Annotated in this window: 19 protein-coding genes; 6 read left to right on the top strand and 13 right to left on the bottom strand. The window is 59.4% G+C overall.

Annotated elements, in window-relative coordinates; genetic code table 11:
* Positions 1-15 precede the first annotated feature (15 nt).
* Both JTJ32_RS14350 and cobA read left to right on the top strand, forming a co-directional pair.
* The gene (locus tag JTJ32_RS14350; RefSeq protein ID WP_210042428.1) at positions 16-2736 is read left to right on the top strand and encodes a nitrate reductase; all 2721 of its coding nucleotides are present in this window, start codon (positions 16-18) and stop codon (positions 2734-2736) included.
* 10 nt (positions 2737-2746) lie between these two features.
* Positions 2747-3508 carry a uroporphyrinogen-III C-methyltransferase gene (gene cobA, locus JTJ32_RS14355; protein WP_210042429.1) on the top strand — a complete coding sequence of 254 codons (762 nt, stop codon included), beginning with the start codon at positions 2747-2749 and terminating at the stop codon, positions 3506-3508.
* Positions 3509-3608: 100 nt separating this feature from the next.
* On the opposite strand, the gene JTJ32_RS14360 is transcribed toward cobA, so the two are convergent.
* The 8 genes from JTJ32_RS14360 to ppsA all read right to left on the bottom strand — a co-directional run bounded on the left by JTJ32_RS14360 (position 3609) and on the right by ppsA (position 11702).
* A complete protein-coding gene (locus JTJ32_RS14360) occupies positions 3609-4643 on the bottom strand; it encodes an OmpA family protein (RefSeq protein WP_099227364.1) in 1035 nt (344 codons plus the stop codon).
* 107 nt (positions 4644-4750) lie between these two features.
* Entirely contained in the window at positions 4751-5341 is a 591-nt protein-coding gene (gene sigX, locus JTJ32_RS14365) for an RNA polymerase sigma factor SigX (protein ID WP_004885689.1), read from the bottom strand.
* An 82-nt stretch (positions 5342-5423) separates the two neighbouring features.
* Complete coding sequence (locus JTJ32_RS14370; RefSeq protein WP_004885692.1) at positions 5424-6248, bottom strand: mechanosensitive ion channel family protein; 825 nt, start codon at positions 6246-6248, stop codon at positions 5424-5426.
* A 2-nt stretch (positions 6249-6250) separates the two neighbouring features.
* Positions 6251-6499 carry a CrfX protein gene (locus tag JTJ32_RS14375; RefSeq protein WP_099227363.1) on the bottom strand — a complete coding sequence of 83 codons (249 nt, stop codon included), beginning with the start codon at positions 6497-6499 and terminating at the stop codon, positions 6251-6253.
* 87 nt (positions 6500-6586) lie between these two features.
* On the bottom strand, positions 6587-7582 hold the full coding sequence (locus tag JTJ32_RS14380) for a divalent cation transporter CmaX (protein WP_099227362.1): 996 nt from the start codon (positions 7580-7582) through the stop codon (positions 6587-6589).
* A gap of 11 nt (positions 7583-7593) precedes the next feature.
* Complete coding sequence (rraA, locus tag JTJ32_RS14385) at positions 7594-8082, bottom strand: ribonuclease E activity regulator RraA (protein WP_210042431.1); 489 nt, start codon at positions 8080-8082, stop codon at positions 7594-7596.
* A 91-nt stretch (positions 8083-8173) separates the two neighbouring features.
* The gene (locus JTJ32_RS14390; protein WP_210042433.1) at positions 8174-9160 is read right to left on the bottom strand and encodes an alpha/beta fold hydrolase; all 987 of its coding nucleotides are present in this window, start codon (positions 9158-9160) and stop codon (positions 8174-8176) included.
* A gap of 166 nt (positions 9161-9326) precedes the next feature.
* Positions 9327-11702, bottom strand: a complete 2376-nt coding sequence (gene ppsA / locus JTJ32_RS14395; protein WP_210042434.1) for a phosphoenolpyruvate synthase — start codon at positions 11700-11702, stop codon at positions 9327-9329.
* A gap of 192 nt (positions 11703-11894) precedes the next feature.
* Between ppsA and ppsR the strand changes: the two genes are divergently transcribed.
* Positions 11895-12713 (top strand): posphoenolpyruvate synthetase regulatory kinase/phosphorylase PpsR, encoded by an 819-nt coding sequence (gene ppsR / locus JTJ32_RS14400; RefSeq protein ID WP_099227358.1) that lies wholly within the window; start codon positions 11895-11897, stop codon positions 12711-12713.
* A 213-nt stretch (positions 12714-12926) separates the two neighbouring features.
* On the opposite strand, the gene prpF is transcribed toward ppsR, so the two are convergent.
* From prpF to JTJ32_RS14425, 5 genes are all read right to left on the bottom strand, one after another.
* The gene (prpF, locus tag JTJ32_RS14405) at positions 12927-14117 is read right to left on the bottom strand and encodes a 2-methylaconitate cis-trans isomerase PrpF (RefSeq protein ID WP_210042435.1); all 1191 of its coding nucleotides are present in this window, start codon (positions 14115-14117) and stop codon (positions 12927-12929) included.
* A 165-nt stretch (positions 14118-14282) separates the two neighbouring features.
* Entirely contained in the window at positions 14283-16871 is a 2589-nt protein-coding gene (gene acnD, locus JTJ32_RS14410) for a Fe/S-dependent 2-methylisocitrate dehydratase AcnD (protein ID WP_210042436.1), read from the bottom strand.
* Positions 16872-16958: 87 nt separating this feature from the next.
* Complete coding sequence (gene prpC / locus JTJ32_RS14415; protein ID WP_210042437.1) at positions 16959-18086, bottom strand: bifunctional 2-methylcitrate synthase/citrate synthase; 1128 nt, start codon at positions 18084-18086, stop codon at positions 16959-16961.
* Between the two features lie 116 nt (positions 18087-18202).
* Positions 18203-19096, bottom strand: a complete 894-nt coding sequence (gene prpB, locus JTJ32_RS14420; protein ID WP_210042438.1) for a methylisocitrate lyase — start codon at positions 19094-19096, stop codon at positions 18203-18205.
* Positions 19093-19800, bottom strand: coding sequence for a GntR family transcriptional regulator (locus JTJ32_RS14425; RefSeq protein ID WP_210042510.1), 708 nt, complete (start codon positions 19798-19800; stop codon positions 19093-19095). The genes prpB and JTJ32_RS14425 overlap by 4 nt, the downstream gene beginning before the upstream one ends.
* Positions 19801-20094: 294 nt before the next feature.
* Here JTJ32_RS14425 and rloA point away from each other — a divergent pair, with 294 nt between their 5' ends.
* Genes rloA through JTJ32_RS14440 form a run of 3 tightly spaced genes read left to right on the top strand, consistent with a single transcriptional unit; the run spans position 20095 to position 23151 of the window.
* The gene (rloA, locus tag JTJ32_RS14430) at positions 20095-20631 is read left to right on the top strand and encodes a retropepsin-like aspartic peptidase RloA (RefSeq protein ID WP_210042439.1); all 537 of its coding nucleotides are present in this window, start codon (positions 20095-20097) and stop codon (positions 20629-20631) included.
* A 4-nt stretch (positions 20632-20635) separates the two neighbouring features.
* Positions 20636-22174, top strand: a complete 1539-nt coding sequence (rloB, locus tag JTJ32_RS14435; RefSeq protein WP_099227351.1) for an osmotic stress tolerance membrane protein RloB — start codon at positions 20636-20638, stop codon at positions 22172-22174.
* Complete coding sequence (locus tag JTJ32_RS14440; RefSeq protein WP_210042511.1) at positions 22174-23151, top strand: alpha-L-glutamate ligase-like protein; 978 nt, start codon at positions 22174-22176, stop codon at positions 23149-23151. Before rloB ends, JTJ32_RS14440 begins: the two co-directional genes overlap by 1 nt.
* Positions 23152-23244 lie beyond the last annotated feature (93 nt).

A 23244-nucleotide genomic window follows, 5' to 3' on the forward strand; every position in this document is an offset into this window, starting at 1 on the left:
CGAGGCGGCGTGCGCATGACCCGCCTGGCGATCCCGACCACTCAAATCACGGCATCCACATGCTGCTACTGCGGCGTAGGTTGCGGCGTGCTGATCGAGCACGACGGGCATAACATTCTGGGCGTCAGCGGCGACCCGCAACACCCGGCCAACTTCGGCAAACTGTGCAGCAAAGGCTCGAGCCTGCACCTGACCGGTGACATCGACGCGCGCGCACTTTTCCCGGAACTGCGCCTGAGAAAAGGCCTGGCCCGCAGTGTCACCGATTGGGACACGGCACTGGAACATGCTGCCAATGTATTCGCCGACAGCATCCGCGAGCATGGCTCGGACAGCGTGGCGTTCTACATTTCCGGCCAGTTGCTGACCGAGGACTACTACGCTTTCAACAAACTGGCCCGCGCCCTGATAGGCACCAACAACATCGACAGCAACTCGCGGCTGTGCATGTCATCGGCCGTGGCAGGCTACAAACGCAGCCTCGGTGCAGACGCCCCGCCCTGCAGTTACGAAGACCTTGAGCTGAGCGATTGCGTGATGATCGTCGGCAGCAACATGGCCTACGCCCACCCGATTCTGTTTCGTCGTCTGGAAGAAGCAAAAAGCCGACGACCCGCGATGAAGCTCATCGTCATCGATCCCCGACGCACCGATACCTGTGAGCTGGCCGACATGCATCTGGCCATTCAGCCCGGCACCGATGTGGCGTTGTTTCACGGCATCCTCCATGTGCTGATCTCTCAAGGTCTTGTCGATCAGGCCTTCATCGCTGCACACACTCAGGGCTACGATGACCTCGAAATACTGGCACGCGATTACCCGCCAGAGCACGTGGCCTCGTTGTGCGGCATCGAGGTCGAACAGTTGCTGACCTGCGCCCGATGGATCGGCGAGACACCCAGCTTCCTGTCGTTGTGGTGCATGGGGCTGAACCAGTCCACAGCGGGCAGCGCCAAGAACAGCGCGCTGATCAATATTCACCTTGCGACCGGTCAGATCGGCCGCGTCGGTGCCGGGCCGTTCTCGCTCACTGGCCAGCCAAATGCCATGGGGGGCCGTGAAACCGGCAGCCTGTCCAACCTGCTGCCAGGCCACCGCGAAGCCGGCAACCCGGAACATCGTGCTGAAGTGGCCGAATACTGGGGCGTCGATCAATTGCCCGCCAGCCCCGGCCTGTCCGCCATCGAGCTGTTCGAACAGATGCAGAGCGGCAAGATCAAGGCACTGTGGATTGCCTGTACCAACCCTGCGCAGTCATTGCCGGACCAGAACCGGATCAAGGCCGCGCTCGAGATGTGTCCGTTCGTGGTGTTGCAAGAAGCGTTCAAGACCACTGAAACAGCGCACTTTGCCGACCTGCTGTTGCCCGCCGCCAGTTGGGGCGAAAAGGAAGGCACAGTGACCAACTCCGAACGCCGCGTTTCCAATGTGCGAAAGGCCATTCAGGCACCCGGCCAGGCGCGTCCCGATTGGGCAATCACGGTGGACTTCGCCCGGCGCCTGCAACATCGGCTGCAGCCCGAATCGCCCGCCCTGTTCGACTTCGAGAATCCAACCGCATTATTCGATGAATTCAAGGGCCTGACCGCCGGGCGCGACCTGGACATGTCCGGCATCGACCGGGCGCTGATCGACCGTCTGGGCCCACAGCAATGGCCATTCCCCGCGGGCGCCAATGTCGGTACGCCGCGTCTTTACACCGATGGCGTCTTTGCTTCCCCATCCGGCCGCGCGCAGTTCCTGAGCGAGCCGTATGTGGCCGCCAGGGAGCTGCGCGATACTGAATTCCCGCTGACGCTCAACACCGGCCGCCTGCGAGACCAATGGCACGGCATGAGCCGCACCGGGACCGCCGCCCGCCTGTTCGGTCACGTCAGCGAGGCGGTCCTGAGCCTGCATCCCCAAGACCTGCAACTGCATGCAGTACAGGCCGGCGACCTGATCAAACTGGTCAGCCGTCGCGGCGAACTGTATTTGCCCGTGAGCAGCGATGACAGTGTGCGTCCCGGACAGGCATTCCTGCCCATGCACTGGGGAGATCGCTTCCTCAAGGGTGGCGTGAACGCCCTGACTCAGCCAGCAGTCGATCCGATTTCGAAACAGCCGGAACTCAAGCATTCCGGCGTCAGAATTGAAAAGGCCGATCTGCCGTGGCAGTTCTTTGCACTGGTCGAAGGCAATGTGCAGCAGCAATGGGAGCGTCTGCGCAGACTGTGCGAGGCGTTCACTTACTTGAGTCTGGGCCTCGTCGGTCGCGAGCGCCCGGCGCTGGTGCTTCGTGCCGCGCACACTGTTGCGCCGGACGCCAGCCTGCTGCACGAGATCGACGTGCTGCTCACTGTCGATGAAGGTCCGGTACTGGCTTACGACGACCCCAAGCGCTCCATCGGCAAGCGGGTAAGGATCGACAACGGTCGTATTACCGCCATCCGCCTGGCCGGCGAAACCCTGGCCCAGCATTGGTTACAGACGCTGTGGCTTGAAGAACGCATTGATCCACCTTTGCGCCGCTGGCTGCTAGCGCCGCTGAGCAGCGAACCCGGCAAAGACGGCGCCGAGCCACGCGACAAGACGTTGTGCAACTGCATGAACGTCAGGCAGAGCGCTGTGTTGAAAGGCATCGAGGATGGCCTCGACCTGAACCAACTCAAAAAACAATTGGGCTGCGGGACGATGTGCGGTTCCTGCGTACCGGAAATAAAAAGACTGATCAACACCGTGATGGTCACTGAATGAGGAACACAGCATGAACGCGAAAGTCTGGCTGGTGGGCGCAGGCCCGGGTGATCCTGAATTGCTGACGCTCAAGGCCGTGCGGGCCTTGCGTGAAGCGGATGTGGTGCTGATCGATGATCTGGTCAACCCTGCCGTGCTTGAACACTGCCCCGCTGCACGGGTCATCCCTGTCGGCAAGCGCGGCGGCTGTCGCTCGACTCCCCAGGCCTTCATCCATCGCCTGATGCTGCGCTATGTACGACAGGGCAAATGCGTGGTCCGTCTCAAAGGCGGAGACCCTTGCATCTTCGGTCGCGGCGGCGAGGAAGCGGATTGGTTGCAGGAACGCGGCGTGACTGTCGAGCTGGTCAATGGCATCACCGCAGGTCTGGCGGGCGCAACGCAATGCGGTATCTCATTGACACTGCGTGGAATCAGCCGTGGTGTGACACTGGTCACCGCCCACACGCAGGACGACAGCAGTCTCGACTGGCAGGCACTGGCACAAAGCGGCACGACACTGGTGGTGTACATGGGAGTGGCGAAGCTGCCGCAGATTCATGAGAACCTGCTGGCCGGGGGAATGAGTCCGGACATGCCGGTGGCAATGATCGAGAACGCGTCCCTGCCAACGCAGCGTGAATGCCGCAGCACACTTGCGAACATGCAACAGGATGCACAGACGTTCGAATTGAAGAGTCCTGCCATTCTGGTGATCGGCGCAGTCGCGGCGGGAAGTCAGGAAGTGCTGAATCGAACATCGCTGAACCCGCTTCACCAACAGGCTGGCTGACGTTCACATTTATTGCCTACGCGCGAGCATGCCATGCACGCTCAAATCGTAGACAAAGAAAAGCCCGGCCTGAGCCGGGCTTTTCAGTATAAGCGGCTAATTACTTAGCTTGAGCTTCTACTTCTGCTTCTACGCGACGGTTAACTGCGCGGCCAGACTCAGTTGCGTTGTCAGCAACTGGACGGGATTCGCCGTAACCAACCGAGTTTACGCGGCTAGCACCAACGCCATACTGGTTGACCAGGACCTGCTTAACGGCGTTTGCACGACGCTCGGACAGCTTCTGGTTGTAAGCGTCAGGACCGACGGAGTCAGTGTGACCTTCAACAGTGGTGGTGGTCTGTGGGTACTGCTGCATGAAGTCAGCGAGGTTCTTGATGTCGCCGTAGCTGCTAGGCTTGACTACGGATTTGTCGAAATCGAACTTCACGTCCAGCTCAACACGAACCACTTCAGCAACGGCTGGGCAGCCATCAGCGTCAACAGTTACGTTTGCAGGGGTGTCTGGGCACTTGTCAACGTTGTCGCAAACGCCATCGTTGTCGCTGTCGGAGCACACTTCAGCTACTGGAGCTGGTGCTGCTTCAACTTTCTTGCTGCCGCCACCGAAGTTAACGCCGATACCGACGCTTGGCGCCCACTCGGTGTTGCCTTGGTCGATGTTGTACTGAGCTTCAACGCCTGCACGGGCATAGAAGTTGTCAGTGAAGTACAGCTTGGCGCCGCCGCCGATGTTGGCGAAGGTGGAGCCGTCACGGCCGCCACGAGCGTCCTGGCCAATGCTCTGGTCAGAGAAACCGGCAGACAGGTATGGACGCAGCATGTCGCCCGGGTTGTTGAAGTGGTATAGAGCGTCCAGGGCGGTGTTGGAGCCCTTGATGTTCTTGCCGCTGTCGCTACGGACGTTGTGAACTTCGTCGTAGCCCAGACGCAGTTCAACGTCATCGGTCAGGAAGTAGCCAACGGAGCCGCCGAACAGGTTGCCGTCGTTTTTGAAGTTACGATCGCTATCGTAATATTCTTTCTTGGCGAAGCCTTCGATTTCGACCGCGCCTTGGCCTTGTGCCAGAGCGCCGAAAGAAGTTGCGGCAACAATAGTACCAATGGCCAAGCCCAAGGTGTTTTTCAGTTTCATCCGTTAAATCCCCATCTGATGATTGTAAAGCAGTCCCGCATAACTGGGGACAACTCGTCGGCAAGTCTACCAGACCTTGCCAGTTCGTTAGAGATATTTGCTCGTCGTTAAGTTTCGACGATACCTGCAAATTTCTCACGTAATTTATCAAGCGCCCGCTTGTAACGCATTTTCGTTGCGCTCAAGCCCATGTGCATGATGTCTGCGATCTCCTGGAACTCGAGTTCTGCGACGAATCGCAGCACCAGAATCTCCCGATCAATCGGGTTCACATGCACAAGCCAGCGATCGAGACCGCCCCGCTCTTCAGGTTTTGGCGTCTTTTCTTCTGACGCTTCCTCAAGCGGATCCAGACTCAAAGCGTCCATCAAGCGACGCTTACGCCGTTCCTTTCTGTATTGAGTGATGCACTCGTTGTACGTGATGCTGTAGAGCCAGGTCTTGAATTTCGATTTACCCTCGAAATTCTTCAAGCCATACAACACCTTAAGCATCACCTCCTGACAGACATCGTCAGCGTCGCGATCGTTCCCCAAATAACGTGCACAGACGTTAAAAAGTGTTCGCTGATAGCGACGCATCAATTCTTCATACGCCCGAGTCACATTGAACAGCTCGACATGGGCGCGTGCAACCAGCTCCTCATCCGAGAGCTCGTGTGGATCGTAGCGCGTTGAAAGCGGTTGAGGTTTATTCAAAACGAATCTTGCCGACAGTCAGGTCAATGTCCGCCACAGCCCTTTCCGGCAACTTGGCGGCATAGATTAGCAGGTTAGCCGCTTAACGGCTGCTTACTCTCTGATCGAGGAGGATCCGGTTGGAAAAAGAAACCAGCTCCCCTTCATCTGTCAGCAGGGTCGTCTTGACCGTACCGATTTCCTCTATCTGACCCTCAGTATCGCCTATCTGCACCTGCTGGCCTACCTGATAGAGCTCACGCACATAAATTCCGGCAATGATCTGACCCGCAATTTCGCGACTTCCCAGGCCCAACGCCAGGGCCACTGCCAGACCAACGGTCAGCAAGGCAATCACGATCACGTGATTCAGCAGGTCGGTTTTGACCTCCAACTGGCTGATCGCGACAGAAATACTGATGATAATGACCAGGCCCTGGGCAATTCTTCCAAGACCGGCAGAGTAATCGATGCCGACACCTTCGGCCGCACCGCGCACCAGGCCATTGACCAGTTGCGCCAGCAATACGCCGACCAGCAGCACCAGCGCCGCGCCGAACACCTTCGGCAGGTACAGCGCCAGCATGTCGAGCGTGGCAGATACCCGTTGCAGGCCCAGCGACTCGGCAGCGGACACCAGGAAAATCAACAACACGAACCAGTAAACGATCCTGCCGATCAATGTGGAGATCGGCACCTTGACGCCGGCACGCCCCATGATCTTGGTCAGTCCTGTGCCGCCGACCAGGCGATCCAGCCCAAGCTTGGCAAGCAGTTTGGACAGCAGCGCATCAAGCAGCTTGGCTACGGCAAAACCGAGCACCACCACGACGAGCGCGCCAAACAGGTTAGGGATGAAGTTTGCAACTTTGGTCCACAATGCAGTCATTGCAGCAAGAAGACTCTGCGTCCAGAGGTTCAATTCCATGCTCAATCAGCCTTATCGATAGAACGCGCACCAGCTCTGGTGCGACGGGAAACGGGAGCGACATGGGCGGAACCATTATTGAGCGCGATCATCATCGCCTCGGACCAACGGCCCAGCAGCCCGAACAACACACCGGCACCGACCTGGCGGTTGGCGGTTTTCAGGACTCGCCCCAGACATGCATCGTCGTCCCGGCTGGAGGATGACGAATTAAGCATGTCACGTAAAGATTCTTCAAACGGATCGTGCATCAGGCACCTCACGCAATGTAAGTCAAAGACGTGACGCTTTGCAGGTGAGTCACAAACGCTTCATGAAAAAACATATAAGTATAAGCCTTATACCCAACGCAACCTTCTGAAGAGCCACCACTGCCCTGCCGCCACCGCGACAATCAGGCTGCACGCGACCAGAAAACCGTAGGGATTTTCCGCGCCGGGAATGCCCCCGACGTTGATGCCCAGCAGACCGGTCAGGAAACTCATGGGCAGGAAGATACCGGTGATGATGCCGAAGCGGTACATGGTGCGATTCATGTGCTCGCGCAGACGCCGGTCTTCGGACTCAAGCAGCAGCCCGACTCGCTCTCGCGTCAGTTCAAGCTCTTCCAGGTAACGAGTCAGGCTGTTGTTCAACTCGTTCCAGTAGTCGGCGTCTTCATTGTCGAACCAGGTCAGCTTGATACGTGAAAGCTGGCCATAGATATCGCGTTGAGGCCCCAGAAAACGCCTGAGACCTGCCGCACGACGGCGGATGTGCAGCAACTTGCCATGCTCGGGGCTGTACCGTTCGTCGGCATCGGTCTTTTCTTCTTCCTCATCAACCGATTCAGTCAGCTCGCCGACCAGATCCTGAACCTTGTCAGTCAGGTATTGAGCCAGATAAAGAATCAGTTCCGACGCCGTTTTGGGGCCTTTGGACTGGCCGAGCAGCTCGATCAGCTCTTCGGTGGCACGAAGGGGCCGCAGTCGCAACGAGATCACCCGCTGCGCTGCCGCGAAAATCCGCACCGAAACCATGTCTTCAGGCTCGGCACCGGGATTGAGGTTCACGCCACGCAAAAACAGCAGCAGTTCCTCATCGGGCAGCGCCAGCAGACGCGGCCGGGTATTTTCTTCAAGCAGCAGATCGCAGGCGAACTCGCTCAGGCCGCTGGCGGTGCGTAACCATGTCTGTGTCTGCGGATGACTGCGATCCCAATGCAGCCACAGGCTTTCCTGCGGCTGCAACTCAAGGTCCTGAAGCTCGGTACGAGCGATGAAACGCGCCCCACCCTTACCATCCAATACGAGGGCATGAACCAGCCCCCACTGCGCGTTTGCTTCATCGAACATTGAGACGTCGCTTATTCCGGCATGGTCAGGGGAGAAGGAGAAATGATCACGCCGTTGTTGTCGGCATAAAGGTAATCGCCCGGCTTGAAGGTCACACCGCCGAAGGTCACCGGCACATTCAGCTCACCGACGCCACGCTTCTCGCTTTTCTTCGGATGGCTGGCCAGCGCCTGCACGCCCAGATCTGTCTGAGCCAGCATGTCCACGTCGCGGACGCAGCCGTAGATCAAAACACCTTCCCAGCCATTTTTCGAAGCCTGCTCGGCGACCATGTCACCCAGCATTGCGCAACGCAGCGAGCCGCCACCGTCGACCACCAGCACCTTGCCCTTACCGTCCAGCGCAATCTGCTTCTTGACCAGCGAGTTGTCTTCGAAACACTTGAGGGTGACGATCTTGCCGCCAAACGAGTCGCGTCCACCGAAATTGCTGAACATCGGTTCGACAACCTGTATCAGGTCCGGATAAGCGTCACACAGATCGGGGGTGAGGTAGTGCATGAGGTCAACTCCTGTCATTGAGGCATGGGCTCAAGAATGGTGCAGATTCAGCGTGCTGCGCAGTGCAATGTCTTTATAGCGACTTTAACCACTAACTGCCTACTGCCACCTGAAGCTCGGCTGTCTGTTCAGCAGACCGCACACGCAGCCAATCGATCACTCGGGGCCACACCTGTTGCTGCGCACCCTTGCTGACCAGCATCTGCACATGGCCGAAATCTTCGTTGAACCCATGCTCGCGACCCAGGCAGAGAAACTGCTTGAGTTCACTGCCCACCTGATCGAACAGCATCCGACAGGCCCACACCGGATCCTGGTGATCACCCACTGCGGCCACCGCCAGTAACGGAACCTGAACGGCTTTCAAGCCCGCCCACCAGTCGCCGTGACGATCACCGAAGCGACCGAACAGACCGTGCCAGCGCATGCTTTCCAGCAATATGCCCATGGGCTCGTCCTCCGGCCCGCGCTTGAAACGCGGACCGGACACGTGCTCGAAGCGTTTGAGCAGAAGGCGACTGGACCATTGCAACGGCGGAATCTTCAACGGCCAGTAGGTACGACTGATCTGGCTGCCGAACAACGCCACCGACGCTGCGCTCTCGACGCCGAGGTATTCGCCCCCCAACGCGGCGGCCAAGGTGGTGCCGCCCAGCGAATGACCGATCCAGTGGGGTACCTGCCCGCTTTGCTCCTGCACAAAGGCAGCAATTGCAGGCACGTCATAGCGGGCGTAATCGGCTACGCAATTGGCGCGATAGTTCTGATTACGTGCCGACAGGCCATGCCCACGCATTTCGGGAATCCAGACGTCATAACCGGCACGCGCCAGAAACGGTCCCAGACCGATACCCTTGGGCGAATACCAGAATCTGCGATTGGAAAAACTGCCGTGTACCAGGATAACCGGAATACCCCGTCCACGAGCCTGATCGACCAGGCCCAGGCGGGTCACGGCCAGTTCGACGCTCGCGTCAGGACTGTTGGCAGGTTTGAGACGGTAGACGTCCTCGACCAGATCGCCACGACGCTCGGCACTGATCAAGGCAACGGGAAATAGATGGCTGCTGCTTTGCATATTGCTCTTTTCGGAAATTCAAAGGCATCGGGTCGCCTCTGACAGACTGTATGAAACTGCATGTAGGTGCGCCCTGCGGCGAATAAAAAAGGCGGTCTCCGAAAAAACCGCCTCTTTTTGATGAAATCCTGAACCACAAGACGGCTCAGGACTTTTTCGCGTCACATCAGACCGGCGCTTGCGCCTCGGCCAGGAAGAACCAGGTCTCCAGCACCGAATCGGGGTTGAGCGAGACACTCTCGATGCCCTGATCCATCAGCCAGCGCGCCAGATCCGGGTGATCGGAAGGTCCCTGACCGCAGATGCCGATGTACTTGCCAGCCTTGTTGCAGGCCTGGATGGCGTTGGACAGCAGCTTCTTGACCGCAGGGTTGCGCTCGTCGAACAGGTGAGCGATGACGCCGGAATCACGATCCAGGCCCAGCGTCAGCTGAGTCAGGTCGTTGGAGCCGATGGAGAAGCCGTCGAAGTACTCGAGGAACTCTTCAGCCAGAATCGCGTTGGAAGGCAGCTCGCACATCATGATGATGCGCAGACCGTTCTCACCGCGCTTCAGGCCGTTGGCCGCCAGCAGCTCGATGACCTGACTCGCTTCGCCCAGGGTGCGCACGAACGGCACCATGATCTCGACGTTGGTCAGGCCCATGTCCTCACGCACACGCTTGAGGGCGCGGCATTCCAGTTCGAAACAGTCGCGGAAGTTCTCGCTGATGTAGCGCGATGCACCACGGAAGCCCAGCATCGGGTTTTCTTCTTCCGGTTCGTACAGTTTGCCGCCGATCAGGTTGGCGTATTCGTTGGACTTGAAGTCCGACAGACGCACGATGACCTTCTTCGGCGTAAACGCGGCGGCCAGGGTGCTGATGCCCTCGACCAGCTTCTCGACATAGAAACCGACCGGATCATCGTAGCCGGCGATGCGCTTGTCGACGCTGTCCTTGATTTCCGGCGGTAACAGCGAGTAATTCAGCAGCGCCTTGGGGTGCACGCCGATCATTCGGTTGATGATGAACTCCAGACGCGCCAGGCCGACACCGGCGTTGGGCAACTGGGCGAAATCGAACGCCCGGTCGGGGTTACCGACGTTCATCATGATCTTGAACGGCAGCTCGGGCATGGCATCGACCGAGTTGGTCTTGATGTCGAAACCCAATTCGCCCTCGAAGATGTAACCGGTGTCGCCTTCAGCGCAGGAAACCGTCACGCCTTGCCCGTCCTGCAACAACTGGGTGGCATTGCCGCAACCTACAACGGCGGGGATGCCCAGTTCGCGGGCGATGATTGCCGCGTGGCAGGTCCGGCCGCCACGGTTGGTGACGATGGCGCTGGCGCGCTTCATGACCGGTTCCCAGTCCGGGTCGGTCATGTCGGAGACCAGCACGTCACCGGCCTGGACCTTGTCCATCTCGGACACGTCCTTGATGATCCGCACCTTGCCCGCGCCGATGCGCTGACCAATGGCACGACCTTCGACCAGCACCTTGCCGGTCTCCTTGAGCAGATAGCGCTCCATGACGTTGGCCGACGCCCGGCTTTTCACGGTTTCAGGACGCGCCTGAACGATGTAGAGCTTGCCGTCGTCACCGTCCTTGGCCCATTCGATGTCCATCGGGCACTTGTAGTGCTTCTCGATGATCATCGCCTGTTTGGCCAGCTCGGACACTTCGGCATCGGTCAGGCAGAAACGCGCACGGTCGGCGGGCTCGACATCAATGACCTTGACCGAACGACCAGCCTTGGCCTCCTCGCCGTAAATCATCTTGATGGCCTTGCTGCCCAGATTGCGACGCAGGATCGCAGGACGGCCAGCGGCCAGGGTATCTTTGTGTACATAGAATTCGTCAGGGTTGACGGCGCCCTGCACAACCGTTTCACCCAGGCCGTAGGCGCCGGTGATGAACACCACATCGCGAAAGCCGGATTCGGTGTCCAGGGTAAACATCACACCCGCAGTACCGGTTTCGGAACGCACCATGCGCTGCACGCCAGCGGAAAGCGCCACCAGCTTGTGATCGAAGCCTTGATGCACGCGGTAGGAAATGGCGCGGTCGTTGAACAGCGAGGCGAACACTTCCTTGGCCGCGCGGATAACGTTCTCGACGCCGCGAATATTCAGGAAGGTTTCCTGCTGGCCTGCGAAGGAGGCATCAGGCAGGTCTTCGGCGGTGGCGGAAGAACGCACGGCAACGGCCAGATTCGGATTGCCTGCCGACAACGCGGCAAATGCAGTGCGAATCTCGGCGTTGAGCTTCTCGGGGAATTCGGCTTCCATGATCCACTGACGAATCTGCGCGCCTGTTCTGGCCAGGGCGTTGACGTCGTCGACATCAAGAGCATCCAGAGCTGCATGGATCTGATCGTTCAGACCGCTGAGCTCGAGAAAATCACGGTAGGCCTGGGCCGTAGTCGCGAAACCACCGGGCACTGATACACCAGCGCCTGCGAGGTTACTGATCATTTCGCCGAGGGATGCGTTCTTGCCTCCCACATGCTCCACATCATGGACGCCGAGCTTATCGAGGGAAACTACGTACTCTACCAAGGTGATCTCTCCACTAACTGTGTTTATTGTTGGGAAAAGCTCATTCACCGACGTCACGGCAACGTGACCGCAGGCGTTTCGGAACAGGTGCGAACCTGAACCTGCAAAATAGGCGAGAATGCAGACCCTCAGGGCCCGCCAGCGCGCCTATGATATCCAGAAATCGTCAACTGCTTAAGGCCAGGGGCGCAAATGAAACGATCCGCTTTCTTCATCTCCGACGGGACCGGCATCACGGCCGAGACCCTGGGGCAAAGCCTGTTAGCGCAATTTGAAAACATCACGTTCAACAAGTTCACCAGGCCCTATATCGACAGTGTCGAGAAGGCGCGGGCGATGGTACAGCAAATCAACAAGGCCGCCGACAAGGACGAGGTGCGGCCGATCATCTTCGACACCATCGTCAATCAGGACATTCGGGAAATCCTGGCGACGTCGAACGGCTTCATGATCGATATTTTCTCGACCTTTCTGGCGCCGCTGGAACTGGAGCTTAGTTCACACTCTTCGTATTCGGTGGGCAAATCGCACTCCATCGGTCACAACTCCAACTACATGGAGCGTATCGAAGCGGTCAATTTCGCGCTGGATAACGATGACGGTGCGCGCACGCACTACTACGACAAGGCCGACATCATCCTGGTCGGCGTCTCACGTTGCGGAAAAACCCCGACCTGCCTGTACATGGCCATGCAGTTCGGCATCCGGGCGGCCAACTATCCGCTGACCGAGGACGACATGGAACGCCTGCAACTGCCCGCCGCGCTCAAGCAGCATCGCGAGAAACTGTTCGGTCTGACCATCGACCCGGACCGCCTGACCGCCATTCGCCACGAGCGCAAACCCAATAGCCGCTACTCGAGCTTTGCGCAGTGCGAATTCGAAGTGCGGGAGGTCGAGAATCTGTTTCGCCGTGAGAACATCCCGAACATCAATTCCACCCATTTCTCGGTGGAGGAAATCTCCGCCAAGGTGTTGGTGGAGAAAGGGGTTGAGCGGCGGTTCAAGTAAGGGTCATTTCCCTGGATTGCCGAACAGAGCACGCCAGCCTCATCCAACCACGGACTTATCGTGGGAGGAGGCTCGCCGGCGAGGCGTTTTGTCAGTCTATGCCTCAGGAACGAGAGTCACGCCATCGCCGGCAAGCCGCCTCCCACAGAGATTGCGTGCCTTCAGGAGGATTCATGCCAACGCAGCGCATTGGCACGATCAATCCACGTGCTTTCATGCTTCAGATTGCGGCACTCGCACCCAGCCCTCCATCAGCACCCGGGCACTGCGGCTCATGATGGCTTTGGTCACTGTCCACTCGCCATCCTGCTGATGTGCCTCGGCGCCCACCCGCAAAGTGCCGGAGGGATGGCCGAAACGGACTGAACTGCGGGTTTCACCACCGGCCGCCAGATTCACCAGCGTGCCCGGAATGGCAGCCGCCGTACCAATCGCCACAGCGGCAGTGCCCATCATGGCATGGTGCAGCTTGCCCATGGACACGGCACGCACCAGCAGATCGATATCCTGCGTCGCGACCGGCTTGCCGCTGGACGACACGTAACCGGACGGGGGCGCCACGAAGGCAACCTTCGGCGTGTGCTGCCGACGTGCGGCTTCGTCCACGTGCCCGATCAACCCCATACGCACGGCACCGTAGGCCCGGATGGTCTCCAGTTTCGCCAGCGCTTCAGGGCTGCCATTGATGTCGCCCTGCAGCTCGGTGCCGGTGTAACCAATATCGGCGGCGTTGATGAAAATAGTCGGTATGCCCGCATTGATCAGGGTTGCCTTCAGCGCACCCACGCCCGGCACGTCCAGATCATCGATCAGATGGCCAGTGGGAAACATCGCACCACCAGCGCCCTCTTCGTCCGCTGCAGGATCGAGAAACTCCAGTTGCACCTCGGCCGCTGGAAAGGTCACGCCATCGAGTTCAAAGTCACCGGTTTCCTGCACCTGCCCCTTGCTGATCGGCACGTGAGCGATGATGGTCTTGCCGATGTTGGCCTGCCAGATCCGGACCGTGGCAATGCCGTCCTGCGGAATGCGGCTGGCCTCCACCAGACCGCTGAGAATCGCGAACGAACCGACCGCCGCCGAGAGATTGCCGCAGTTGCCGCTCCAGTCCACGAACGGCTTGTCGATGGATACCTGACCAAAGAGGTAATCGACATCGTGACCGGCCTTGCTGGAGCGCGACAGGATCACCGCCTTGCTGGTGCTGGATGTCGCGCCCCCCATGCCATCGATCTGTTTTTCGTAAGGGTCCGGACTGCCGATCACGCGCAGCAAGAGTGCATCCCTGACCGGACCTGGAACCTGCGCCGCTTCGGGCAGGTCAAGCAGGTTGAAGAACACACCTTTGCTGGTACCGCCACGCATGTAGGTAGCGGGGATTCGGATTTGTGGTAAGTGAGTCATGTCTGTTCCTGTACCGGTCATTGATCGTTGCCATGCTCCGCGCTCATCGTCATAGACACGTCTCGCGGCAACCAGCGAACTGTGGGAGGCGGCATGCATTTATTCAGACACTTTCGTTTTGATCGTGCCCATGCTGTGCGTGAGCACGATCAGTGCTGCTCTGTTTCAAGACACCGTCGCTTCCAGGAAATCCTGAGCAAAGCGTTGCAGCACGCCGCCCGCCTCGTAGATGGAGAGTTCTTCGGCGGTATCCAGACGACAGGTCACCGGCACCTCGAGGCGTTCTCCGGTTTTGCGATTGATCACCAGCGTCAGGGTTGCACGCGGCGTACGCTGACCGATCACGTCATAGGTCTCACTGCCGTCGATGCCCAGTGTCAGACGACTGGTGCCCGGCTTGAATTCCAGAGGCAAGACGCCCATACCGACCAGATTGGTGCGATGGATACGTTCGAAGCCTTCGGCCGCGATGGCCTCGACCCCCGCCAGACGTACACCTTTGGCCGCCCAGTCGCGGGACGAGCCCTGACCGTAATCGGCACCGGCAATAATGATCAACGGCTGTTTGCGCGCCATATAGGTTTCGATGGCTTCCCACATGCGCGTCACCTGGCCTTCCGGCTCGATACGGGTCAGCGAGCCCTTCTTGACCTTGCCCTCTACCACCGCCATCTCGTTGACCAGTTGCGGATTGGCGAACGTGGCGCGCTGGGCGGTCAGGTGATCGCCACGGTGGGTGGCATAGGAGTTGAAATCCTCTTCCGGCACGCCCATTTTCGCCAGATACTCACCGGCTGCGCTGTTGAGCATGATGGCGTTCGACGGCGAAAGGTGATCAGTCGTGATGTTATCCGGCAGCACCGCCAGCGGACGCATCCCCTTGAGCGTGCGCTCTCCGGCCAGCGCCCCCTCCCAGTAAGGCGGACGGCGGATGTAGGTGCTCATGGCACGCCAGTCATACAGTGGCTCGACCTTGGGCCCTGTGTGTTCTTCGATGGCGAACATCGGAATGTAGACCTGGCGGAACTGCTCCGGCTTGACCGATGCCTGCACCACCGCATCGATCTCTTCGTCCGTTGGCCACAGGTCCATGAGGCGAATCTCCCTGCCATCGACGACGCCCAGCACATCCTTCTCGATATCGAACCGGATCGTACCTGCGATCGCGTAAGCGACTACCAGTGGCGGCGAGGCGAGAAACGCCTGCTTGGCGTAAGGATGAATCCGCCCGTCGAAGTTGCGGTTACCGGACAGCACTGCCGTGGCATACAGGTCACGGTCGATGATTTCCTGCTGGATGGCCGGATCCAGCGCACCCGACATGCCGTTGCAGGTGGTGCAGGCAAACGCCACCACGCCGAAACCCAGTTGCTCGAGCTCAGTGGTCAGCCCGGCAGCGTCCAGATACAAGGCCACGGTTTTCGAGCCAGGTGCCAGCGAGGACTTCACCCAGGGCTTGCGAGTCAGCCCCAGGCGATTGGCGTTACGCGCCAGCAGGCCCGCGGCGATCACGTTGCGCGGGTTGCTGGTGTTGGTGCAACTGGTGATCGCAGCGATGATCACCGCGCCATCGGGCATCTGCCCCGGCACGTCGTCCCATTGCCCGGCGATACCTCTGGCGGCCAGATCGGACGTGGCCACACGCGCATGCGGATTCGACGGGCCGGCCATATTACGCACCACGCCGGACAGGTCGAAGCTCAGTACTCGCTCGTACTCAACCTGTTCGAGGCTGTCGGACCACAATCCGGTGTGCCTAGCGTACAGCTCGACCAGCTTGACCTGCTCATCCTCGCGCCCGGTCAGGCGCAGGTAATCGATGGTCTGCGAATCGATGGAAAACATCGCAGCCGTAGCGCCATACTCAGGCGCCATGTTGGAAATCGTCGCCCGGTCGCCCAGCGTCAGGCTGGCCGCGCCGTCGCCATAGAACTCCAGGTACGCGCCCACCACTTTTTGCTGGCGCAGGTATTCGGTCAGAGCCAATACCACGTCGGTTGCGGTAATGCCGGGCTGTCGGCGACCGGTCAGTTCGACACCGATGATGTCCGGCAAACGCATCCAGGACGCACGACCCAGCATCACGTTTTCTGCTTCAAGACCGCCCACACCGATCGCGATCACGCCCAGCGCATCGACGTGCGGGGTGTGGCTGTCGGTGCCGACCAGGGTGTCGGGAAACGCCACACCGTCCAGTACCTGCACCACCGGCGACATTTTCTCCAGATTGATCTGGTGCATGATGCCGTTGCCGGGCGGAATCACTTCGACGTTCTTGAACGCCTGCCTGGTCCAGTCGATGAAGTGAAAACGGTCTTCGTTGCGGCGATCCTCGATGGCGCGGTTCTTCTCGAATGCCTGGGGATCGTTGCCGCCGCATTCCACGGCCAGCGAGTGGTCGACGATCAACTGCACCGGTACCACCGGGTTGACCAGCGCAGGGTCGCCGCCTTGGGACGCGATGGCATCGCGCAAGCCTGCGAGGTCAACCAGTGCGGTCTGGCCGAGAATGTCGTGACACACCACTCGCGCCGGAAACCAGGGAAAATCCAGATCGCGGCGACGCTCGATCAATTGGCTCAGCGAGGCATTCAGGGTCGTCGGATCACAGCGGCGCACCAGGTTTTCGGCCAGAACACGCGAGGTGTAAGGCAACGTGGCGTAAGCGCCGGGCTTGAGGGCTTCGACGGCTGCGCGCGCATCGAAATAATCAAGCGGGGTGCCGGGAAGCGGTTTGCGAAATTCTCTGTTCATTGCAGGCTCGGTTCATTACTGGGCTGAATCAGCAGGGTTTCGAATGACGGGCGGGAAGCTCATCAGCGGCTCCCCTGCCCATCCGGCTCAGCGCTGCTCGATAGGCACGAAGCTGCGCTGCTCGACGCCTGTGTACTCGGCGCTCGGACGAATGATGCGGTTGTTGCTGCGTTGTTCGAACACATGGGCCGCCCAGCCGGTGAGGCGCGAGCAGACGAAGATCGGCGTGAACAGCTTGGTTGGAATGCCCATGAAGTGATACGCCGAGGCGTGGTAGAAGTCGGCATTGGGAAACAGCTTCTTCTGCTCCCACATGACCTTGTCGATGGCTTCGGAGACCGGGAACAGCACGGTATCTCCCACCTCATCGGCGAGCTGTTTCGACCAGCCTTTGATCACCTCGTTGCGTGGGTCGGATTCCTTGTAGATCGCATGGCCAAAGCCCATGATCTTTTCCTTGCGCTCCAGCATGCCCAGCGTGCCCTGGGTCGCCTCTTCGGCCGAGCCGAAGCGCTGGATCATTTCCATGGCCGCTTCGTTGGCGCCGCCGTGCAACGGACCGCGCAACGTGCCGATCGCTGCGGTAATGCAGGAATACAGATCGGAAAGGGTCGATGCGCAGACCCGTGCGGTGAAGGTCGACGCGTTGAATTCGTGCTCGGCGTACAGGATCAGCGACACGTCCATGACCTTGCGATGCAGTTCGCTGGGCGTCTTGTCCAGCAACAGATGCAGGAAATGCCCGCCAATGGAGTCTTCGTTGGTGGTGCAGTCGATGCGCTTGCCTTCGTGGCTGAAGCGGTACCAGTAACACATGATCGCCGGAAAGGCGGCCAGCAGGCGGTCGGTTGAATCGCGCTGCTGCTCGAAGCTGCGCTCGGGCTCCAGGGTACCGAGCATCGAGGCGCCGGTACGCATCACATCCATCGGGTGAGTGTCGGCCGGTATGCGCTCAAGGACTTCTTTCAGGGCTTGCGGCAGCTCGCGCATTTCCTTGAGGCGTTGCAGGTAGGCCGTCAGTTGCGTCCGGGTCGGCAGCTCGCCGTAGAGCAGCAGATAGGCGACTTCTTCGAAGCGTGCGTCGGCGGCCAGTTCGCGAACGTCATAGCCGCGATAGGTCAGGCCAGCGCCCGCCATGCCGACGGTGGACAGGGCAGTCTGTCCGGCGACCTGGCCCCGCAGACCTGCGCCGCTCAATACTTTTGCTTCAGCCATTGCATTCTCCAGTTCTTGAAATTGTCGGGAATGATCACGTCAATACCCCGCTCGTGCGCCTCGACACTGATGTGCCCATTGCTCCCGTGGGCAAGGCAATGATCAGTGGGCTTTGTTCAGCCCCTCTTCTGCGCAAACAATGCATCGAGCTTCTGCTCGAAGGTGTGGTAATCGATGGCGTCGTACAGTTCCATTCGGGTCTGCATGGTGTCGATGACGTTTTGCTGGGTGCCGTCCCGGCGAATCGCGCCGTAGACATTTTCCGCCGCCTTGTTCATGGCGCGGAATGCCGACAAGGGATAGAGCACCAGCGATACATCAGCGTCGCGCAGCTCGTCCACGGTAAACAGTGGCGTGGCGCCGAACTCGGTGATGTTGGCCAGGATTGGCACGCCGGCGCGGTTGGCGAACTGCTTGTACATCGCAAGCTCGGTGATGGCTTCCGGGAAAATCATGTCCGCACCGGCCTCGATGCAGGCCGCCGCCCGTTCGAGTGCGGACTCAAGGCCCTCGACGGCAAGCGCATCGGTGCGCGCCATGATCACGAAACTGTCGTCGGTACGCGCATCGACGGCGGCCTTGATGCGGTCGACCATCTCTTGCCGGGACACGATTTCCTTATTAGGACGATGCCCGCAGCGCTTGGCGCCGACCTGATCTTCGATATGAATCGCGGCCGCACCGGCCTTGATCATCGAACGCACGGTGCGCGCCACGTTGAATGCCGACGAACCAAAACCGGTATCGACATCGACCAGCAGCGGCAGATCACACACATCGGTGATGCGCCGCACATCAATCAGAACATCTTCAAGCCCGGTAATGCCGAGGTCCGGAATACCCAGCGAGCCCGCGGCAACACCGCCACCGGACAGATAGATCGCCTTGAACCCGGCACGTCTGGCCAGCAGCGCATGATTGGCATTGATTGCACCCACCACTTGCAATGGCTGCTCGCTGGCGACGGCGTCACGAAAACGCTGCCCGGGAGTTGTGGTGTCGCGACTCATGATTCACCTCGTTCGGTAGTCGCCTGATAATGGCGCTCGATATTGCGTCTGGACGCACCGATATGGCGGCGCATCAATAATTCGGCCAGCTCGCCATCGCGTTCGGCAATCGCATCGAGGATGCGGTGATGCTCGGCAAAGGCCTGACGGGGCCGGTTCGGCGTGGTGGAAAACTGGATGCGGTACATGCGGACGAGCTGATAAAGCTCGCCACAGAGCATCTGGCTGAGGGTACGGTTGCCGCTGCCCTGAATGATCCGGTAATGAAAGTCGAAATCGCCTTCCTGCTGGTAGTAACCGACACCGGCCTGAAACGCGGCGTCGCGCTCGTGGGTATCCAGTACCCGGCGCAACTCGTCGATCTCTTCGCCCGTCATGCGTTCGGCCGCCAGCCGACAGGCCATGCCTTCGAGGGACTCACGAATTTCGTACAGTTCAATCAGCTCGGCATGACTCAGGGAAACGACACGGGCGCCGACATGCGGCACGCGAACCACCAGACGCTGTCCTTCAAGACGATGGATCGCCTCGCGCAACGGCCCACGGCTGATGCCATAGGTACGGGCGAGTTCCGGCTCGGAAATCTTGCTGCCGGGAGCGATCTCGCCTTTGACAATGGCCGCCTGAATACGCCGGAAGACGTTCTCGGAAAGAGTTTCCGAATCGTCCGACACACCCGCGACCTCTTCAAGCGCACCCAATATTGTCAACACCTTGCATTTCAATTGACCTGAATCTAGCCCCGAGCAGCGTAACAGTCAAAGAAAAACCGGTGATTGTCGACAATCGTCTAATACGCGACGTTTGTTCAACTGCCGAATGGGCCGCCGGACACCGCCACGAAACTGGCAGCAGCAAGGCTTCATGCTAGACTGCGCGCCACATTTACTCAGTGCTGCCCGGTCCCGGATATCAGCCTGCAACCCCGATTCTTTCGTCATCAGGCCCATACCTTTGCGCCCTGACCCTGAAGTATTGCGCTTGGTGCGCCAGGATTTATGAGACTCGATACCTTCACCACACTGCTCTGCCTTTTGCTTATGCCTGCTTTCAGCCTGGCCGCCAACAAGACTGTCTATGGGCTGAACGAATATGCACGGCTCGCCGAGATTGACCTGGAAGTCGCCGCAAAGCTGGATACTGGCGCCAAGACGGCCTCGTTGAGTGCACGCGATATCAAACACTTCAAACGCAACGGCGAGAGCTGGGTACGCTTCTACCTGGCCATCGACGACCGCCATGCGCACCCCATCGAACGGCCACTGGCGCGGGTCAGCAAGATCAAGCGCCGCGCGGATGATCGCGACCCGGATGACGAAAAAAAATACACTGCACGTCCGGTCATCAGCCTGTCGGTCTGCATGGGTGAAGTTTTGCGCACCATAGAAGTGAACTTGACCGACCGAAGTGCTTTCCAATATCCGCTTTTGATCGGCTCCGAAGCCCTGAAACACTTCGATGCGCTGGTCGATCCAAGTCTTAAATATGCGGCAGGGAAGCCCGGCTGCGCTTCCGTCGCTCAAAACGCAGAGTAAATACATGCGCTCTCTCACGCTCCATCTGAAAATCCTGATCACGGCTCTGGTCACACTGGGCATTGCGATCACGGCCTATCAGATACTGGCGCTCGGCATTCCGGTGACCGAAGACGAAACCGACGACCTGTGGAATATCGATGCCAAGGTCGAGTTCGTCGCCAACCCAAAGGACTCGGTCAAGATCCAGATGTTCGTGCCGCCTCTGGCGCACGACTACATCAGCCTCAATGAAAGTTTTATCTCCAACAACTACGGCGTCAGCGTCAACCGTGGCGACGGCAATCGCCGGGTCACCTGGTCGACCCGGCGTGCCACCGGCAACCAGACCCTGTATTACCGTCTGGTGCTGACCAAACGCTACAGCGGCGAGAAACCCAAGCTCAAAGGCCCGATTTTCCGCGACAGCCTGCCTGTGGAAGGCCCTGAGAAAATCGCGGCCGAAGCCCTGCTCGCTCCGATTCGCCAGCACTCGGCGGACGTCGAAACCTTCATTACTGAAGCCATCAAGCGCGTCAACAACCTGAACGACGACAACGTCAAGCTGCTGCTGGCCGGCGATACATCGACCGGCAAGAAGGCCCAGGTCACCGAACTGCTGCTGTCCATTGCCCACGTACCGATGGAAAAGGCCCACACCATTCGGCTTGAAGCCGGTCAGCCGCAAACGCCGGAGCTGTGGCTGCGCAGTTTCAATGGCAAGGAATGGCTGTATTTCAACCCGGACACCGGTGAAGCGGGTTTGCCGGATGATCGCCTGCTGTGGTGGACCGGTGACGAGAATCTGGTCACTGTCGAAGGCGGCAAGAAGGTGCAGGTCACCTTCAGCCTGAACAACAGCGAAATGAACGCCATGCGCCTGGCCAAACTGACCGACGCCAGCACTGACTCCGACTTCCTCGCCTATTCGCTTTATGGCCTGCCGCTGCAGACCCAGCAGACGTTCATGATCATGGTCATGATTCCGATTGGCGTGCTGGTCATCCTGATCCTGCGCAATCTGATCGGCCTGCAAACGCTGGGCACGTTCACGCCGGTGCTGATCGCCCTAGCCTTCCGCGAAACCCAGCTGGGCTTCGGCATCGCGCTGTTTACGGTGATCACCGCGCTGGGGCTGTCATTGCGCTCCTACCTTGAGCACTTGAAGTTGCAGATGCTGCCGCGCCTGTCGGTGGTGCTGACCTTCGTGGTGGTGCTGATCGCCGCCATCAGCCTGTTCAGCCATAAACTGGGGCTGGAACGCGGCCTGTCGGTAGCATTGTTCCCGATGGTGATTCTGACCATGACCATCGAGCGGCTGTCGATCACCTGGGAAGAGCGCGGCGCCAGCCATGCCATGAAAGTCGCCATTGGCACGTTGTTCGCGGCCTCGCTGGCGCACCTGATCATGAGCGTGCCGGAACTGACCTACTTCGTGTTTACCTTTCCGGCTGTGTTGCTGGTGCTGGTCGGCTTCATGCTGGCAATGGGCAGATACCGTGGCTATCGCCTGACCGAACTGATGCGCTTCAAGGCCTTCCTGAAAGAGGAGCAGGCCAAGTGATCGGCTGGTGGAAAACCTGGAAGGCGCTGGAAGCGCGCGGGATCATGGGCATCAATCGGCGAAACGCTGATTACGTGCTCAAGTACAACAAGCGCAGCCTCTACCCGATCGTCGATGACAAGATCATCACCAAGGAACGCGCCATCGCGGCCGGCATCCATGTGCCGGAAATGTATGGAGTTATTTCCACTGAAAAGGAAATCGAACAGCTCGACGAGATCATCGGCGGGCGGAGCGATTTCGTGATCAAACCGGCACAGGGCGCAGGTGGCGACGGCATTCTGGTAATCGCCGACCGCTTTGAAGACCGTTATCGCACCGTATCCGGGCGCATCATCAGCAAGTCGGAAATCGAACATCAGGTGTCCAGCATTCTGACCGGTCTGTACTCGCTGGGCGGACACCGCGACCGGGCACTGGTCGAGTACCGCGTCACGCCGGACCCGATCTTCAAGAGCATCAGCTATGAAGGCGTACCCGACATTCGCATCATCGTACTGATGGGCTATCCGGTGATGGCCATGTTGCGCCTGCCCACTCGCCAGTCAGGCGGCAAGGCCAACCTGCACCAGGGTGCCATCGGCGTCGGCGTGGATCTGGCAACCGGCATCACCCTGCAAGGCACCTGGCTGAACAGCATCATCAGCAAGCACCCGGACACCACCAACTCGGTGGATGGCGTGCAACTGCCCAATTGGGACGGTTTCATGAAGCTGTCTGCCGAATGCCACGAGCTGTGCGGACTGGGCTACATCGGCGTCGACATGGTGCTTGATCAGGACAAAGGCCCGCTTATTCTGGAGCTCAACGCCCGTCCCGGCCTGAATATCCAGATTGCCAACGACAGCGGCCTGACGCACCGTACCCAGGCAGTGGAGGCGCGCATCGAGCAACTTGCACTGGAAGGCCGACAGGAAACGCCTCAGGAACGGGTCGAGTTCGTACAGGCGCTGTTCGGCCATGTGCCCAGCGCCTGAGAACGATCAGCTTCTGCCCAATCCCGACATACCCCTAGGAGGCGACAAGCCACAGGACTACAATCCCCGGCCGCGCCTCCCTACTGACGTTTC

Origin of the sequence: Pseudomonas alliivorans, from assembly GCF_017826695.1 — a bacterium.
GTDB lineage: Bacteria > Pseudomonadota > Gammaproteobacteria > Pseudomonadales > Pseudomonadaceae > Aquipseudomonas > Aquipseudomonas alliivorans.

Excerpts from the sequence above, each read along its gene's own strand:
- JTJ32_RS14350 (WP_210042428.1), top strand. The coding sequence starts at position 16 with ATGACCCGCCTGGCGATCCCGACCACTCAAATCACGGCATCCACATGC.
- cobA (WP_210042429.1), top strand. The coding sequence starts at position 2,747 with ATGAACGCGAAAGTCTGGCTGGTGGGCGCAGGCCCGGGTGATCCTGAA.
- JTJ32_RS14360 (WP_099227364.1), bottom strand. The coding sequence starts at position 4,643 with ATGAAACTGAAAAACACCTTGGGCTTGGCCATTGGTACTATTGTTGCC.
- JTJ32_RS14370 (WP_004885692.1), bottom strand. The coding sequence starts at position 6,248 with ATGGAATTGAACCTCTGGACGCAGAGTCTTCTTGCTGCAATGACTGCA.
- JTJ32_RS14375 (WP_099227363.1), bottom strand. The coding sequence starts at position 6,499 with ATGCACGATCCGTTTGAAGAATCTTTACGTGACATGCTTAATTCGTCA.
- JTJ32_RS14380 (WP_099227362.1), bottom strand. The coding sequence starts at position 7,582 with ATGTTCGATGAAGCAAACGCGCAGTGGGGGCTGGTTCATGCCCTCGTA.
- rraA (WP_210042431.1), bottom strand. The coding sequence starts at position 8,082 with ATGCACTACCTCACCCCCGATCTGTGTGACGCTTATCCGGACCTGATA.
- JTJ32_RS14390 (WP_210042433.1), bottom strand. The coding sequence starts at position 9,160 with ATGCAAAGCAGCAGCCATCTATTTCCCGTTGCCTTGATCAGTGCCGAG.
- ppsR (WP_099227358.1), top strand. The coding sequence starts at position 11,895 with ATGAAACGATCCGCTTTCTTCATCTCCGACGGGACCGGCATCACGGCC.
- prpF (WP_210042435.1), bottom strand. The coding sequence starts at position 14,117 with ATGACTCACTTACCACAAATCCGAATCCCCGCTACCTACATGCGTGGC.
- acnD (WP_210042436.1), bottom strand. The coding sequence starts at position 16,871 with ATGAACAGAGAATTTCGCAAACCGCTTCCCGGCACCCCGCTTGATTAT.
- prpC (WP_210042437.1), bottom strand. The coding sequence starts at position 18,086 with ATGGCTGAAGCAAAAGTATTGAGCGGCGCAGGTCTGCGGGGCCAGGTC.
- prpB (WP_210042438.1), bottom strand. The coding sequence starts at position 19,096 with ATGAGTCGCGACACCACAACTCCCGGGCAGCGTTTTCGTGACGCCGTC.
- rloA (WP_210042439.1), top strand. The coding sequence starts at position 20,095 with ATGAGACTCGATACCTTCACCACACTGCTCTGCCTTTTGCTTATGCCT.
- rloB (WP_099227351.1), top strand. The coding sequence starts at position 20,636 with ATGCGCTCTCTCACGCTCCATCTGAAAATCCTGATCACGGCTCTGGTC.